Source organism: Pseudomonas sp. BN414, assembly GCF_029871275.1.
Lineage (GTDB): Bacteria > Pseudomonadota > Gammaproteobacteria > Pseudomonadales > Pseudomonadaceae > Metapseudomonas > Metapseudomonas resinovorans_C.
The window spans coordinates 81,147-97,476 of the sequence record NZ_SSOL01000078.1; the positions used below are offsets into that span (position 1 = coordinate 81,147).

A 16,330-nucleotide genomic window follows, 5' to 3' on the forward strand; every position below is an offset into this window, starting at 1 on the left:
CGCGATGCGCCTGAAACTGCTCACCAACCTGATCACCTTGCTGCTGGTCACCGTCTGCCTGGCATTGGGCGCCACGCTGTGGTGGTCGCAGCGGGCGCTGGAACGGCCCTATCAACTCATGGAGCAGTACCTGGACCTGGCCCAGCGCTTCCAGGGGGAAGTGGAGGACAACGTCCAGGCCTACCTGAACAGCGGCGATGCGCTGCGTCACAGCGCCGCCACCCAGGGCATCGACAGCCTGGAACAGCGCCTCGCCCAACTCCCGGGCGAACTGACACGGGACCTGCTGCCCAGCTTCTACGAGCTACGCGAATTCACCCGTGATGAACTGCTCGCCGCCGGCAAGCTGGCAGGCGATCCACAGGGTTTGCTGATCCAGGCCGAACGGGAAATCGCCGGCTCCCTCGACCAGCTCGCGCAGTACGCCGACTCGGCAAACGCGCCGTCTGCGAGCGATTACCGCGCACCCTTGTTCGCCGCTGCCCAGCACCTCAACCGCCTCAGCCAGGCCCGCGCCAAGCTGGTGGCCAGCGGTCGCGACGAGCTGGCCGCCGACGTCGAGCGCGAGCTGGAGGCCCTGGGTCGCGACAGCGCCCGGCTGGACCAGTTGCCCCTGCTCGGCGTGGCCGACAGCAGCAGCTCCGCCGCCGACGACTTCGCCGCGATGATGGGCCTGGAAAGCAGCAACGAAACCAGCCAGGCCGAAGATCGCGGCATCGCCCTCAAGCGCGAACTGGGCGGCCTGCTCAAGCGCTACCCGGGAGAACTGGCGCGCACCCGCGAGCTGATCCAGCGGCGCAACGAGCTCGCCGCGGCCACTGCCCAGCGGGTGGATGCCCTGCAGACCGCACTGGCCGCCCTGGAGCCCGAAGTGCGCGCCGAACACGGGCGCATCCAGGCTGAAGTGCGCATCATGCAAGGCCTGATGATCGGCTTGATCCTGCTCATCGCCCTGTGCATCGACCGCATCCAGCGCCGTCTGACCCAGGTGCTCGGACGCCTGGTCAGTGCCCTGGGAGCCTGGGCCGCTGGCGATTTCAGCCGCCCTATCGCCCTGGGCTCCAGCACGCTCGACCTGCGCCGCATCGAAGACTCGCTCAATCGCCTGCGCGACTACCTTGGCGAACTGGTGGGCACCATTCGCCAGCACGCCGAGAAAGTCGCCGGCAGCAGTAGCACGCTGGCCGATCTGAACAACGGTCTCCACGCCGGCGCCGAAGACCAGGCCGGTGGTACCGCGCAGATTCGCGACGCCCTGGGCGAACTGGAAAACACCATCCAGCAGGTCGCCGGCGATGCCAGCCTGGCCGCCGATGCCAGCCGCGCCGCCGGACTGGCCGTGGAGCAGGGGCAGAGCGTGATCGACCAGAGCCTGGCCGGCCTGCACCAGCTGGTGGGTGAAGTGCAGAACAACGCGCAGGCCGTTGAACGCCTGGCGGAAGAGACCGAAACCATCGACAAGGTGCTGACGGTGATCCGCGGCATCGCCGAGCAGACCAACCTGTTGGCGCTCAACGCCGCCATCGAGGCCGCCCGCGCGGGTGAAATGGGCCGGGGCTTCGCGGTGGTCGCCGAGGAAGTACGCTCCCTTTCCCAGCGCACCGCAGGCGCCACGGCGGAAATCCAGCAGCTGATCGCGCGCCTCCAGCAGGCCGCTCGGCAATCGGTCGATGCCATGCGCATCCAGGTCGAACACGCCGAGGCCAGCGCCGAACAGGCTGCCGCCGCCGATGGCGCACTGGTGGAGGTGGTCAGCGCGATTCGCACCATCGCCAGCATGGCCGAGCGCATTGCCGACGCGACCGCGCAGCAGACCGGCGCGGTCAGCGACATCCGCGACCATAGCGAACAGATTCATCAACTCGGCGGCAGCAACCTCGCCCGTATCGACGAAAGCCGCAGCCAGGGCGAACGTCTGCTGCGCCTGGGTGGCGAACTCCATACGGCCGTGCAGGCTTTCCGCGTCTGACCAAAGGTCACACGTGGCTTCTCTGTAGGAGCGAGCTTGCTCGCGAAATACGCTTCGCGAGCAAGCTCGCTCCTACCATCTGGCACCCGACCTTTCACGCCGAGGACAAAACCGCTTACAGCGGGGAGCCTGCAGGAAGCCGTCGAGGTCCGCTATGATGCGGGCATTTTCCACCCAAGAGACCTCCATGCGCCGTCTGCTGAGCCTGATCCTTCTGCTGGTGGCCCTGCCCGCCGCCGCAGGGTTGCTGGACAACCGCCCGAGCCCGACCCTGGGTGCCTCCCTCAATAACAGTGGCGACTTCCTGCCGGTTCGCGAGGCCTTCCGCCTCAGCCTCGTGGAAAGCACGCCGACCCTGGTGAAGCTGCGTTTCACCAACGCCGAGGGCTACTACCTCTATCGTCATCGCTTCCAGTTCCGCGCCGAGCCGGCCGACAGCGGCCTGGGCCAGCCGGTGCTGCCCGCCGGCAAGCACAAGACCGACGAATACTTCGGCGATGTCGAGGTTTATTACGGCGTCACCGACGTCAACCTGCCGGTGGACCCGTCACGCAAGGCACCCACCGAGTTGCGGGTGACCTACCAGGGCTGTGCTGACAAGGGACTGTGCTATCCGCCGGAGACCGAGGTCATCAAGCTGGCCGAATCCGGACCGGGCAGCGGCATCGCCGAACTGGGCAGCAGCACCGCCGGCAAGGGCTGGAGCTGGCACGAACTGGCCCTGTTCTTCCTCGCGGGCCTCGGCCTGACCTTCACCCCCTGCGTGCTGCCGATGCTGCCGATCCTCTCCGGCGTGGTCCTGCGCGGACAGGCGGGCGGCGGGCGCGGCCTGGTGCTGTCGCTGGCCTACGTCCTGCCGATGGCCGCCTGCTTCGCCCTGCTGGGGGCGCTGATGGGCGTGTTCGGCGCCGAACTCAATCTTCAAGCGCGCTTGCAGTCGCCCTGGGTACTGGTGCCCTTCGCGGCGTTCTTCACCGCCTTCGCCCTGGCCATGTTCGGCCTCTATGAATTGCGCCTGCCGCGCTTCATCAGCGCCCCCCTGGATTCCCTGGCCGGCAGCACCAAGGGCGGTTCGATCTGGAGCGCCGCACTGCTCGGCGTAGTTTCCAGCCTGCTGGTCTCGCCCTGCGTCTCCGCGCCGCTGGCGGGAGCCCTGCTCTATATCAGTGCAAGCGGTGATGCGCTGGGTGGCGGCCTCAAGCTCTTCGCCCTCGGCCTGGGCATGGGTGCCCCGCTGGTCCTGTTCGCCACCGGCGGCGGCGCATTGCTGCCCAAGGCCGGGCAGTGGATGGTCAGCGTAAGAAATGCATTCGGCGTACTGCTGCTGGCGGTCGCGGTGTGGATGCTCGAACGCGTCCTGCCCGGCCCTCTGGCTCTGGGCCTCTGGGGCCTGTTGGCCGGCGGCGTGGCGCTGTTCCTCGGCGCTCTGGAGTTCACCCCGAAGGCGCCGCGCGAGCGCCTGGGCCAACTGGCGGGGCTGGTGCTGCTGGTGTACGCGGTGGCTGCCTGGTCGGGCGCGCTCAAGGGCGAATCCGATCCGCTGCGTCCGCTGGGTCGCGCGCCCCTGGCTGGTGCACCGTCCGTCGCCCCAACCGCTGGCGAATGGCAGACGATCACGACCCCGGCGGAACTCGCCGGGGTGCTCGCCGAAGCCAAAGGCTCTGGCCAGCCCTTGCTGCTGGACTGGTATGCCGACTGGTGCATTAGTTGCAAGGTGATCGAGCGTGAAGTCCTCACTGCCACGGAGGTTACCTCGCAGCTGGGCGGCTATCGCCTCATCCGCTTCGACATGACCGAGAGCAACGCCGAACAACGCGCCCTGCTCGACCGCTACAAGCTGTTCGGGCCGCCGGCCATCCTGTTCTTCAACGGCAAGGGTGACGAATTGGCCGATCTGCGTGTCGTAGGTGAAGTCGATGCCAAGGCCTTCGCCGCCCGCCTGCAACAGGCGAATGCATCGCGCTGATGCAGCAACGTCATATATTTGCCGTAAACACCGGGCATCTTGTCGACTATTGTTGGCAACTGGACAGCCTTTTCGGCTATCCGGCATAGTGCCGCCTGGCCTCCAATAAGGAACAAACAGCATGGCCACCCTGCTCGTCCTGCATGGTCCCAACCTCAACCTGCTGGGCACCCGCGAACCCGATAAGTACGGGGCCACCACCCTGGCCGAGATCAACCAGGACCTGGAGCGCCGCGCTCGCGAGGCTGGCCATCACCTGATGTACCTGCAAAGCAATGCCGAGTACGAATTGATCGACCGGATTCATGCGGCCCGTGGTGAAGGAGTGGACTTCATCCTCATCAATCCTGCTGCTTTCACGCATACAAGTGTCGCCCTACGTGACGCATTGCTCGCAGTGAGCATCCCATTCATCGAAGTGCACCTGTCCAACGTGCACAAACGTGAACCTTTCCGCCATCACTCCTACTTCTCCGACGTAGCCGTGGGAGTGATCTGCGGTCTGGGTGCCACCGGCTACCGCCTGGCCCTGGACGCGGCGCTAGAACACCTTGAACGCCCCTGACCTCACCCCGGGAGTTGATGATTAATGGATATCCGTAAAGTCAAGAAACTGATCGAACTGCTGGAAGAGTCCGGTATCGACGAACTGGAGATCCGCGAGGGCGAAGAGTCCGTGCGCATCAGCCGTCACAGCAACAAGGCCTTCGCGGGCCAGCCGATCTATGCCGCCGCCCCCGCGCCGGTTGCAGCCCCCGTCGCCGCTGCCGCTCCGGCCGCCGCTGCTGAAGCCGCTGCCCCGGCAGCACCGAAGCTGAACGGCAATGTCGTGCGTTCGCCGATGGTCGGCACCTTCTACCGCGCGGCCTCCCCGACCTCCGGCAACTTCGTCGAAGTCGGCCAGAGCGTGAAGAAAGGCGACATCCTCTGCATCGTCGAAGCCATGAAGATGATGAACCACATCGAAGCCGAAGCCAGTGGCGTGATCGAATCCGTCCTCGTGGAAAATGGTCAGCCGGTTGAGTACGACCAGCCGCTGTTCACCATCGTCTGAACCGCGGAGAGCCTGCGATGTTGGAAAAAGTCCTGATCGCCAACCGTGGCGAGATCGCCCTGCGCATCCTGCGCGCCTGCAAGGAGCTGGGCATCAAGACGGTGGCGGTGCATTCCACGGCCGACCGTGAACTGATGCACCTGTCCCTGGCCGACGAGACCGTTTGCATCGGCCCGGCTTCGGCAGCCCAGTCCTACCTGAACATCCCGGCGATCATCAGCGCCGCCGAAGTCACCGGCGCCACTGCTATCCACCCGGGTTACGGCTTCCTCGCCGAGAACGCCGACTTCGCCGAGCAGGTGGAGAACTCCGGTTTCGCCTTCATCGGCCCGAAAGCCGACACCATTCGCCTGATGGGCGACAAGGTATCGGCCAAGGACGCCATGAAGCGCTCCGGCGTCCCGACCGTGCCGGGTTCCGACGGCCCGCTGCCGGAAGACGAGGAAACCGCCATCGCCATTGCCCGTGAAGTGGGCTATCCGGTGATCATCAAGGCCGCTGGCGGCGGCGGTGGTCGCGGCATGCGCGTGGTGTTCGAGGAAGAAGAGCTGATCAAGTCGGCCAAGCTGACCCGCACCGAAGCCGGTGCTGCGTTCGGCAACTCCATGGTCTACCTGGAGAAGTTCCTCACCAACCCGCGCCACGTCGAAGTCCAGGTCCTTTCCGACGGCCAGGGCAACGCCATTCACCTCGGTGACCGTGACTGCTCCCTGCAGCGCCGCCACCAGAAGGTGCTGGAAGAAGCCCCAGCTCCCGGCATCGACGAGAAGGCTCGCGCCGAAGTGCTGGACCGCTGCGTCCAGGCCTGCATCGAGATCGGCTACCGCGGCGCCGGCACCTTCGAGTTCCTCTACGAGAACGGTCGCTTCTACTTCATCGAGATGAACACTCGCGTGCAGGTGGAGCACCCGGTTACCGAAATGGTCACCGGCATCGACATCGTCAAGGAAATGCTCAGCATCGCTGCCGGCAACAAGCTGTCGATCAAGCAGGACGACGTGGTCATCCGTGGCCATGCGCTGGAATGCCGGATCAACGCCGAAGACCCGGACAACTTCATGCCGAGCCCCGGCAAGGTGACCTACTTCCACGCCCCGGGTGGCAACGGCGTTCGCGTCGATTCGCACCTGTACAGCGGTTACGCGGTTCCGCCGAACTACGACTCGCTGATCGGCAAGCTGATCACCTATGGCAAGGACCGCGACGAAGCCATGGCGCGCATGCGCAATGCGCTCGACGAGATCGTCGTTGACGGGATCAAGACCAACATCCCGCTGCACCGCAACCTCACGCGCGACAAGGGTTTCTGCAAGGGTGGGATCAACATCCACTACCTTGAAAAGAAACTCGGCATGGACAAGCACTGATCCAGGGTGCCTGATCCACGACACAGGGGCTGCCATATGGCGGCCCTTGTGTTTTTCCGGCCTGTGCTCAAGTAAGCTTGCGCGCCTGCCGCACGTGCACGCTGAATTTTCAAGAGGTCCCGCCATGCCCTGGTTACAAGTTCGACTCGCCATCACCCCGGAACAGGCGGAAACCTACGAGGACGCGCTGCTGGAAGTGGGCGCCGTCTCGGTAACCTTCATGGACGCCGAAGATCAGCCGATCTTCGAGCCGGACCTCGGCACTACCCCGCTCTGGTCCAACACCCACCTGCTCGCCCTGTTCGAGGCCGATACCGACGAAACCAGCCTGGTGGCACACCTGGAACTGCTGACCGGCGGCGCGCTGCCGGAGCACCAGATCGAACGCATCGAGGACCAGGACTGGGAACGCAGCTGGATGGACAACTTCCAGCCCATGCGCTTCGGCCGTCGCCTGTGGATCGTGCCGAGCTGGCACGATGCCCCCGAACCGGGCGCGGTGAACCTCCTGCTGGACCCGGGCCTGGCCTTCGGCACCGGCACGCACCCGACCACCGCCCTGTGCCTGGAATGGCTGGACGGCCAGGAACTCGGCGACTGCGAAGTGCTGGACTTCGGCTGCGGCTCGGGCATCCTCGCCATCGCCGCCCTGCTCCTGGGCGCGCGCCAGGCAGTCGGCACCGACATCGACCCGCAAGCCCTGGAAGCCTCCCGCGACAATGCCTCGCGCAACGGCATCGACCCGGCGCGCTTCCCGGTCTACCTGCCAGCCGACCTGCCAGCCAAACCCGCCGAAGTGGTGGTGGCGAACATCCTCGCCGGCCCGCTGGTCTCGCTGGCTCCGCAGATCACCAGCCTGGTTGCGCCCGGCGGACGCCTTGCGCTGTCTGGCATCCTTGCCGAGCAGGCCGAGGAAGTACGCGCCGCCTACACCGACGCCTTCGACCTCGATCCCACCGCGGAGAAGGACGGCTGGGTACGCATCAGTGGCGTGCGCCGCTGAAAGCCAGCAGATCGAGTAAAATAGCCTTTCGTTTCGACCGGATCGCCGCATGACCGACAGCTTCGTCACCCAGTGCCCGCATTGCCAGACCAGTTTCCGCGTCAGCCGCGCACAGCTGGCCGTTGCCCACGGCGCCGTGCGCTGCGGCGCCTGTCTGCATGTGTTCAATGCGGCTCAGCAGCTGTTGGCGGCCAAGGGCCAGGCGGCGATCCCAGCAGCGCCGAAGCCCAAACCTGCGGCACCGGCAGTGCCACCCAGACCGGCAGCTCCCCCGGCACCCGCAACCCCAGTGCCCAGCGTCGCCACCGTCCTCAAGCAGCCGGTTGCGCCGCAGACGCCGCCAGCCACAGCCGCCAGTAGCGATACGCTGTGGATTCACGACGACCTGGACCTCGACAGCCTCGACCTGGACGAAGAACTCGCCAAGCTGGAACAGGAAGAACAGCGCCTGTCCCGCGACCTGCTGGGTCCCGCCGCACCGCAACGAGCAGAAGCGCAACCCGCGCCGCGCCACGACGAAGGCTGGGCCGAAGCGCTGCTGGAGGCCGAGGAACGCAAGCCGTCTGCGGAACTGGCAGCCGAGCGGGACGACGATTTCGAAGCCGAACCTGAGACCGATTTCGACCTGCGCGCCGAGCCTGTTGCCGAGCCGGTGAGTCGCACTCCGGCGGAACCGCCCAGGCCTGCCCCCGTGGAGCGCACCGAGCCCAGCCTGTCCATGGACCTCGTGGAAGACGAGCCCGGTCCGGAATTCAGCCTGGGTTCCGCCCGCGACGACGAACCCGAAGACCTGCGCGACGACTTCGACGATGAGCCGGACGCACCGCCGGCGACCGAACCCGTGCGCCCACAGCACCAGCGCAACGAACCCGCCCTTCGCGAGGACGGCCTGCTCGACCTGAACGAGGAACCGCTGCAGCTGGACTGGCAGGAAAGCAGGCGCCCCTGGGGCCGCTGGATCGGCTGGCTCCTGCTGAACCTGATCGCCATCGGCGCACTGGCCACCCAGTACATCTGGTACCACTTCGATGAACTGGCCCGACAGGACCAGTACCGCCCCTGGTTCCAGCAGATCTGCCCGGAAATCGGCTGCCAGCTGCCCTCCAAGGTGGATATCGACCTGATCAAGAGCAGCAACCTCGTGGTGCGCAGCCATCCCGAGTTCTCCGGCGCGCTGGTGGTGGACGCCATCCTCTACAACCGTGCCACCTTCGCCCAGCCGTTCCCGCTGCTGGAGCTGCGCTTTGCCGACATCAATGGCCAACTGCTGGCCAGCCGTCGTTTCAAGCCGGGCGAATACCTTTCCGGTGAACTGGCCGGACAGGCGGAAATGCCTCCGCAAACCCCAATCCACATCAGCCTGGACATCCTCGATCCGGGCACCAAGGCCGTGAACTACAGCCTCAGCTTCCACTCCCCCGAATAAGCTGGAGACGCCGGATTCCGCAGTCTCCAGGCAATTCCTAACTCCCGGTGATAAGCACAGGGCTGTTCAGATTTTGTTCAAAACAGCCTTTATCCAGTCACCGAGAGCGGGTATCATGCCCACCCTTTTTCGAACTCCCCCAGCACTCAGCAGGCCCCAAACAGGGAAGACCTATGTCGGCGGTTAGCATTGGCCCTTATGCCTTGCCCAATCCGGTGATTCTCGCCCCCATGGCGGGCGTGACCGACAGGCCGTTCCGCCTACTCTGCCGCCGCCTCGGCGCCGGCATGGTGGTATCGGAGATGGTCACCAGCGACGTGCGCCTGTGGAACAGCCGCAAGTCGCGGCTGCGCCTGCTCCACGAGGGAGATCCGGAGCCCCGCTCCGTCCAGATAGCCGGTGGTGATCCGGACATGCTGGCGGAGGCGGCCAGGGCCAACGTTGAACTCGGTGCGCAGATCATCGACATCAACATGGGCTGCCCGGCGAAGAAGGTCTGCAACAAGGCCGCCGGCTCGGCGCTGATGAAGGACGAAGCCCTGGTGGCCGACATCCTCAACGCCGTGGTCAAGGCCGTCGACGTGCCGGTCACCCTGAAGATCCGTACCGGTTGGGACAGATCGAACAGGAACGGCATCAACGTGGCGAAGATCGCCGAACAGGCTGGTATCCAGGCCCTGGCCGTCCACGGCCGGACCCGTGCCGACCTGTACACCGGCGAAGCCGAGTACGACACCATCGCGGCGATCAAGCAGGCGGTGTCGATTCCGGTCTTTGCCAACGGCGATATCGATTCGCCACAGAAAGCCAGGCAGGTCCTCGACGCCACCGGTGCCGATGCCCTGCTGATTGGTCGAGCGGCCCAGGGGCGACCCTGGATCTTCCGCGAGATCACGCATTACCTGGCGACCGGTGAACTTCTGCCGGCGCCGGGCTTGATCGAGGTGGAACGGATACTGCTGGAACACCTGGCCGCATTGCACGCCTTCTATGGCGACGAGATGGGCGTTCGCATCGCCCGCAAGCATGTCGGCTGGTATCTGGCAACCCTGCCGGGCGCCAGGGAGTTTCGCGCCAAGTTCAATCGTTTGGAGTCCACGGACGCGCAGTGCGCCAACGTTCGGGAGTTCTTCGCCGAGCGTCACAACGAAGGGGAAAGGGCCGCATGACGACGATGACCGAGAATTTTTTTGATGGGGCAACACCCGTGATTGACAACGCCAACCTGAAGCAGCATCTGACGGCGCCGACCGCTGAGGGCCAGACCCTGCGCGGTAGCGTCGAGAAAGCGCTGCATAACTATTTCGCCCATCTTGAGGGCGCCGCCGTCACGGACGTGTACAACCTGGTGCTTTCCGAAGTGGAAGCGCCGCTCCTGGAATCCGTGATGAATTACGTCAAGGGTAACCAGACCAAGGCTTCCGAAATGCTCGGCCTCAACCGGGGCACGCTGCGCAAGAAGCTCAAGCAATACGACCTGCTCTGAAAGGCGGGAACCTGAAGCCGGAAGCCTGAAGCGGGAACACCACCCGACGCTCAGCCTTCCGGCTTCCGGTTTCAGGCCCAACCGCTAAATCTTCTCCCACTCGAATGGTTCCGAAATGACCGACCAGACCACCCGCCTTCCCGTTCGCCGCGCCCTGATCAGCGTTTCCGACAAGACCGGCATCGTCGAGTTCGCCCGTGAACTGGCTGCCCTCGGCGTAGAGATCCTCTCCACCGGCGGCACCTACAAGCTGCTCAAGGACAACGGCATCGCCGCCGTGGAAGTCGCCGACTACACCGGCTTCCCGGAAATGATGGACGGCCGCGTGAAGACCCTGCACCCGAAGATCCACGGCGGCATCCTCGGTCGTCGCGACCTCGACGGCGCGGTGATGGAGCAGCACGGCATCAAGCCGATCGACCTGGTCGCGGTCAACCTCTACCCCTTCGAAGCCACCGTCGCCAAGCCTGACTGCGACCTGCCGAACGCCATCGAGAACATCGATATCGGCGGCCCGACCATGGTCCGCAGCGCCGCGAAGAACCACAAGGACGTCGCCATCGTGGTGAATGCCAGCGACTACGCCGGCGTCCTCGAAGGCCTGAAGAATGGCGGCCTGACCTACGCCCAGCGTTTCGATCTGGCCCTCAAGGCGTTCGAGCACACCTCCGCCTACGACGGCATGATCGCCAACTACCTGGGCACCATCGACCAGGCTCGCGACACGCTGTCCACCGAAGACCGTGGCGCCTTCCCGCGCACCTTCAACAGCCAGTTCGTCAAAGCCCAGGAAATGCGCTACGGCGAGAACCCGCACCAGAGCGCGGCGTTCTACGTGGAAGCGAAAAAAGGCGAGGCCAGCGTCTCCACCGCCGTGCAGCTGCAGGGCAAGGAACTCTCCTTCAACAACGTGGCTGACACCGACGCCGCGCTGGAATGCGTGAAGAGCTTCGTCAAGCCGGCCTGCGTCATCGTCAAGCACGCCAACCCGTGCGGCGTCGCCGTGGTACCGGAGAACGAAGGCGGTATCCGCAAGGCCTACGACCTGGCCTACGCCACCGATACCGAATCCGCCTTCGGCGGCATCATCGCCTTCAACCGCGAGCTGGACGGTGAAACCGCCAAGGCCATCGTCGAGCGCCAGTTCGTCGAAGTCATCATCGCCCCGAAAATCTCCGCCGCCGCCCGCGAAGTGGTCGCCGCCAAAGCCAACGTCCGCCTGCTGGAATGCGGCGAATGGCCGGCCGAACGCGCTGCTGGCTGGGACTTCAAGCGCGTCAACGGTGGCCTGCTGGTGCAGAGCCGCGACATCGGCATGATCAAGGCTGAAGACCTGAAGATCGTGACCCAGCGCGCGCCGAGCGAGCAGGAAATCCACGACCTGATCTTCGCCTGGAAAGTGGCCAAGTTCGTCAAGTCCAACGCCATCGTCTACGCAAAGAACCGTCAGACCGTCGGTGTCGGCGCCGGCCAGATGAGCCGCGTCAACTCCGCCCGCATCGCCGCCATCAAGGCCGAGCATGCCGGTCTTGAGGTGAAAGGTGCGGTCATGGCTTCCGACGCCTTCTTCCCCTTCCGCGACGGCATCGACAACGCGGCCAAGGCCGGCATCACCGCCGTGATCCAGCCGGGCGGTTCCATGCGTGACAACGAAGTCATCGCCGCCGCCGATGAGGCCGGAATCGCGATGGTGTTCACCGGTATGCGCCACTTCCGCCACTAAGTGGCACGAGGGCGGGCGGCCTCAGCCGTCCGCCCTGCCGCGTTCCGCGCGCATGTCTTTCGTAGGGTGGATAACGCTCTTCCTATCCACCAAACGGGCCGCAGGCCCGCCTCCTGAAGGAGAATTCAATGAACGTACTCATCATCGGCAGCGGCGGTCGTGAACACGCCCTGGCCTGGAAAGTGGCCCAGGACCCGCGCGTCGAGAAGGTCTTCGTCGCCCCGGGCAACGCCGGCACCGCGACCGAAGCCAAGTGCGAGAACGTCGCCATCGACGTACTGGCCCTGGAACAACTGGCCGACTTCGCCGCCAAGAACGTGCAGCTGACCATCGTCGGCCCGGAAGCGCCGCTGGTGAAAGGCGTGGTCGACCTGTTCCGCTCGCGCGGCCTGGATATCTTCGGCCCCACCGCCGGCGCAGCCCAACTGGAAGGCTCCAAGGCCTTCACCAAGGACTTCCTGGCGCGTCACAAGATCCCCACCGCCGACTACCAGAACTTCACCGAGGTTGAGCCTGCGCTGGCCTACTTGCGCGAGAAAGGTGCCCCGATCGTGATCAAGGCCGACGGCCTGGCCGCCGGCAAGGGCGTGATCGTCGCCATGACCCTGGCCGAGGCCGAAGACGCCGTGCGCGACATGCTCGCCGGCAATGCCTTCGGTGACGCCGGCTCACGTGTCGTGATCGAGGAATTCCTCGATGGCGAGGAAGCCAGCTTCATCGTCATGGTCGACGGCCAGAACGTGCTGCCCATGGCCACCAGCCAGGACCACAAGCGCGTCGGCGACGGCGACAGTGGCCCGAACACCGGCGGCATGGGCGCCTACTCCCCGGCCCCGGTGGTCACCGCCGAAGTGCACCAGCGCGTGATGGACGAAGTCATCTACCCGACCGTGCGTGGCATGGCCGAGGAAGGCAACGTCTACACCGGCTTCCTCTACGCCGGACTGATGATCGACAAGAGCGGCGCGCCCAAGGTCATCGAATTCAACTGCCGCTTCGGCGACCCGGAAACCCAGCCCATCATGGTGCGTCTGGAAAGCTCCCTGGTCCTGCTGGTCGAGGCCGCCCTGGCCAAGGCCCTGGACAAGGTCGAAGCCACCTGGGACCCGCGCCCAACCGTAGGCGTGGTACTGGCCGCAGGCGGCTACCCGGGCGACTACGCCAAGGGTGACGTCATCGAAGGCCTGGCTGATGCCGCAGCCCTGGACGGCAAGGTGTTCCATGCCGGTACCGCGCTGAAGGATGGCAACATCGTCACCGCCGGCGGCCGCGTGCTCTGCGCCACCGCCATTGGCGCCAGCGTGTCCGATGCCCAGCAGCAGGCCTATCGACTGGCGGAGAAAATCCGCTGGAACGGCTGCTTCTATCGCAAGGATATCGGCTACCGGGCCATTGCCCGGGAACGTGGCGAAGGGTAAGAAGTCAATTAATAGTGCTCACCAAGGCGGCCCGATGGCCGCCTTGGTCATATTCCGCACGAGAAGGCCTTGACTATAATCCGGCCACTCACCCACGAAGGGACCTCGAACGTGCCCCGGCTCAGGATTGCCACAGGATTGATCGCCAGCCTGCTGCTGGCCCTGTTTTATCTGCTGCCCGCCCAAGCGGCCGGGGAGCGGCAGTGGAGCATGCTGCTCGATCCGAGCGCCAACCTGCAGCTGCAGGAAATCCGCACCCAGCAGGCCCTTTCCCAGTTCACCCCGGTCGACCTCGACCAGCTCTATACCCCTGGTGGCACCAGCGCACTCTGGTTGCATTACCGCCTTCCCGCGAGCCAGCACGAACAGCTGCTACGGGTCTTCGCACCCTATCTGGCCTATCTCGACCTCTACGTCCTCAAGGGCGATGAACTGGTCGCCCACACGCGTACCGGCAGCCGCCTGCCCTTCAGCGAGCGCCCGTTGCCCAGCCGCGACTTCCTCCTGCCGCTTCCGGTGCAACAGGAGCCGCTGGACATCTACCTGCGCATGGCCTCGGAACATGCCTTGCGCCCGACCGTAGAACTGCGTTCCTCGGCGCTGATGGCAGCGGACGACACCCGCCCACTGCTCTTTGGCCTGCTGCTCGGCGGCCTGGCCATGCTCGTGTACTACAACCTTGTGCGCTACGCGTATTCCCGCGCCGCCGTCAGCCTCTGGCTCGCCGCTGCGCAAGGCTGTCTGATGGTCACCGGCGTCAGCCTGCTGGGCATCAGTTCGCCCTGGCTGGGTGACTGGCAGAGCGCACAACCGCAGATCGCCAACCTCTCCATGCTGATGGCCATGGTCTGCGCCCTGGCCTTCACCCTCAGCTTCTTCCGCAAGGTCTGTCCGAGCACGCCGCTGTCCGGCCTGCTGCTGGGTGAGATCCTGCTGATCAGCCTCACCGCCGCCCTGCTGCTGATCGTCACCGAGTTGCAGTTCAACCAGCTGGTCTATGTGATGGCGGCAATCGCCAGCCTCAGCATGTTCGTGTTCGCCATCCTCCACTGGCGCCAGGGCTATCGCCCGGCACGGCTGTTCAGCCTGGCGCTGGGCGTGTTCTGCGTGGCCATCCTCGGTGCCCTGCCCGCCCTGTTCGGCTACTGGCAACTGCAGTCCGACTGGCTGGCCTACTCCCTGCTGGCGATCTCCACGATCAGCGGCGTGCTCCTCAGCATGGCCCTGAGCGAACGCCAGCGGCGCATCCAGAACGAGGTCTTCAGCGCCAGCCGTGCCCTCGCCGCCAGCTCCGCCGAACTCAAGGCCAAGGGTGAATTCCTCGCCAAGATCAGCCACGAAATCCGCACGCCGATGAACGGCGTCCTGGGCATGACCGAGCTGCTCCTCGGCACCCCGCTGTCGGCCAAGCAGCGTGACTACGTGCAGACCATCCACAGTTCGGGCAATGAACTGCTCACCCTGATCAACGAAATCCTCGACATTTCGAAGCTGGAATCCGGGCAGATCGAACTGGACGACGTGCAGTTCGACCTCAATGCCCTGATCGATGACTGCCTCGACATCTTCCGCGCCAAGGCCGAGCAGCAGCGGGTCGAACTCATCAGTTTCATGCAGCCCCAGGTTCCCCGCGTGATCAGCGGCGACCCCACCCGCCTGCGACAGATTCTCCTGAGCCTGCTGGACAACGCCTTCAAGCAGACCGACGAAGGTGAAATCCTGCTGGTGGTGGCCCTGGACAACAGCAGCACGCAACCGCGCCTGCGCATCGCCGTGCAGGACAGCGGCCGTCCGTTGGAGGCCGGTGAGCGCACCGCCCTGCTCAATGCTGAAGTGCAGAGCAGCGACTTCCTCGCCTCCTCCAAGCTCGGTGGCCGACTCGGCCTGGTCATCGCCCGCCAGCTGGTGCGCCTGATGGAAGGCGAATTCGGCATCCAGAGCGGTGCAGGACAAGGCAGCACCCTCTGGCTCACCCTGCCGCTCGACGCCCAGCACCTGATACGCCCCACCGCCGACCTCGACAGCCCGCTGGAAGGCGCGCGCCTGCTCGTGGTGGACGACAACGACACCTGCCGCAAGGTGCTGGTCCAGCAATGCGGCGCCTGGGGCCTGCAGGTCAGCGCCGTGCCGTCCGGCAAGGAAGCCCTGGCCCTGCTGCGCACCAAGGCCCACCTGCGCGAGTATTTCGACGTGGTCCTGCTGGACCAGGACATGCCCGGCATGACCGGCATGCAGCTGGCCGCCAAGATCAAGGAAGACCCGAGCCTCAACCACGACATCCTGATCATCATGCTCACCGGCATCAGCAACGCGCCGAGCAAGATCATCGCGCGTAACGCCGGCATCAAGCGCATCCTCGCCAAGCCGGTGGCGGGCTACACGCTGAAGACCACGCTGGCCGACGAACTCAACCAGCGCAAGGACGGCGGCTCGATCTCCCTGCCGGGTTCCCAGGTCAGCGAACCGCTGCACGTACCCACCGACTTCCGCATCCTGGTGGCGGAAGACAACAGCATTTCCACGAAGGTCATTCGCGGCATGCTGAGCAAGCTCAACCTCGAACCGGACACCGCCAGCAACGGCGAGGAAGCCCTGAGCGCGATGAAGAACCAGCACTATGACCTGGTGTTGATGGATTGCGAGATGCCGGTGCTGGATGGCTTCACCGCCACCGAAATGCTGCGCCACTGGGAAAACCTGGAGCAGCGTCCGCGCACCCCGGTGGTCGCACTGACCGCCCATATCCTCAGCGAACACAAAGAACGCGCCCGCCTCTCCGGCATGGACGGCCACATGGCCAAGCCGGTGGAACTGTCGCAACTGCGCGAGCTGATCGAGTACTGGGTGGCCGAGAAGGAAATGCGCGACCGCCACGCGATGCACAGCTGACGGTTCCCCAGCGGCCTCAATGGTGGGCT

At 65.2% G+C, this 16,330-nt stretch carries 12 protein-coding genes; all 12 read left to right on the top strand.

The genetic code is table 11. The annotated features are described in order from the left end of the window. The first annotated feature begins 4 nt into the window (after nucleotides 1–4). The 12 genes from E8E95_RS25720 to E8E95_RS25775 all read left to right on the top strand — a co-directional run bounded on the left by E8E95_RS25720 (nucleotide 5) and on the right by E8E95_RS25775 (nucleotide 16,301). On the top strand, nucleotides 5–1,969 hold the full coding sequence (locus E8E95_RS25720) for a methyl-accepting chemotaxis protein (RefSeq protein WP_280354898.1): 1,965 nt from the start codon (nucleotides 5–7) through the stop codon (nucleotides 1,967–1,969). A 187-nt stretch (nucleotides 1,970–2,156) separates the two neighbouring features. Next, nucleotides 2,157–3,935, top strand: a complete 1,779-nt coding sequence (locus E8E95_RS25725) for a protein-disulfide reductase DsbD (protein WP_280354899.1) — start codon at nucleotides 2,157–2,159, stop codon at nucleotides 3,933–3,935. Nucleotides 3,936–4,056: 121 nt separating this feature from the next. Beyond that, nucleotides 4,057–4,500, top strand: coding sequence for a type II 3-dehydroquinate dehydratase (gene aroQ / locus E8E95_RS25730; RefSeq protein ID WP_280354901.1), 444 nt, complete (start codon nucleotides 4,057–4,059; stop codon nucleotides 4,498–4,500). A gap of 24 nt (nucleotides 4,501–4,524) precedes the next feature. Beyond that, on the top strand, nucleotides 4,525–4,989 hold the full coding sequence (accB, locus tag E8E95_RS25735) for an acetyl-CoA carboxylase biotin carboxyl carrier protein (protein ID WP_280354903.1): 465 nt from the start codon (nucleotides 4,525–4,527) through the stop codon (nucleotides 4,987–4,989). Nucleotides 4,990–5,006: 17 nt separating this feature from the next. Then, on the top strand, nucleotides 5,007–6,356 hold the full coding sequence (gene accC / locus E8E95_RS25740; RefSeq protein WP_077523673.1) for an acetyl-CoA carboxylase biotin carboxylase subunit: 1,350 nt from the start codon (nucleotides 5,007–5,009) through the stop codon (nucleotides 6,354–6,356). Nucleotides 6,357–6,480: 124 nt separating this feature from the next. Continuing rightward, a complete protein-coding gene (prmA, locus tag E8E95_RS25745) occupies nucleotides 6,481–7,359 on the top strand; it encodes a 50S ribosomal protein L11 methyltransferase (protein WP_280354905.1) in 879 nt (292 codons plus the stop codon). Between the two features lie 49 nt (nucleotides 7,360–7,408). After that, nucleotides 7,409–8,785, top strand: a complete 1,377-nt coding sequence (locus tag E8E95_RS25750; RefSeq protein WP_280354907.1) for a DUF3426 domain-containing protein — start codon at nucleotides 7,409–7,411, stop codon at nucleotides 8,783–8,785. 173 nt (nucleotides 8,786–8,958) lie between these two features. Continuing rightward, nucleotides 8,959–9,954 carry a tRNA dihydrouridine synthase DusB gene (gene dusB / locus E8E95_RS25755; RefSeq protein ID WP_077523676.1) on the top strand — a complete coding sequence of 332 codons (996 nt, stop codon included), beginning with the start codon at nucleotides 8,959–8,961 and terminating at the stop codon, nucleotides 9,952–9,954. Continuing rightward, nucleotides 9,951–10,271, top strand: a complete 321-nt coding sequence (gene fis, locus E8E95_RS25760) for a DNA-binding transcriptional regulator Fis (RefSeq protein ID WP_280354910.1) — start codon at nucleotides 9,951–9,953, stop codon at nucleotides 10,269–10,271. Before dusB ends, fis begins: the two co-directional genes overlap by 4 nt. 115 nt (nucleotides 10,272–10,386) lie before the next feature. After that, nucleotides 10,387–11,994 carry a bifunctional phosphoribosylaminoimidazolecarboxamide formyltransferase/IMP cyclohydrolase gene (gene purH, locus E8E95_RS25765; protein WP_280354911.1) on the top strand — a complete coding sequence of 536 codons (1,608 nt, stop codon included), beginning with the start codon at nucleotides 10,387–10,389 and terminating at the stop codon, nucleotides 11,992–11,994. 128 nt (nucleotides 11,995–12,122) lie between these two features. After that, nucleotides 12,123–13,412, top strand: coding sequence for a phosphoribosylamine--glycine ligase (purD, locus tag E8E95_RS25770; protein WP_280354913.1), 1,290 nt, complete (start codon nucleotides 12,123–12,125; stop codon nucleotides 13,410–13,412). A gap of 111 nt (nucleotides 13,413–13,523) precedes the next feature. Then, complete coding sequence (locus E8E95_RS25775) at nucleotides 13,524–16,301, top strand: hybrid sensor histidine kinase/response regulator (protein WP_280354914.1); 2,778 nt, start codon at nucleotides 13,524–13,526, stop codon at nucleotides 16,299–16,301. The last annotated feature ends 29 nt before the right edge of the window (nucleotides 16,302–16,330 follow it).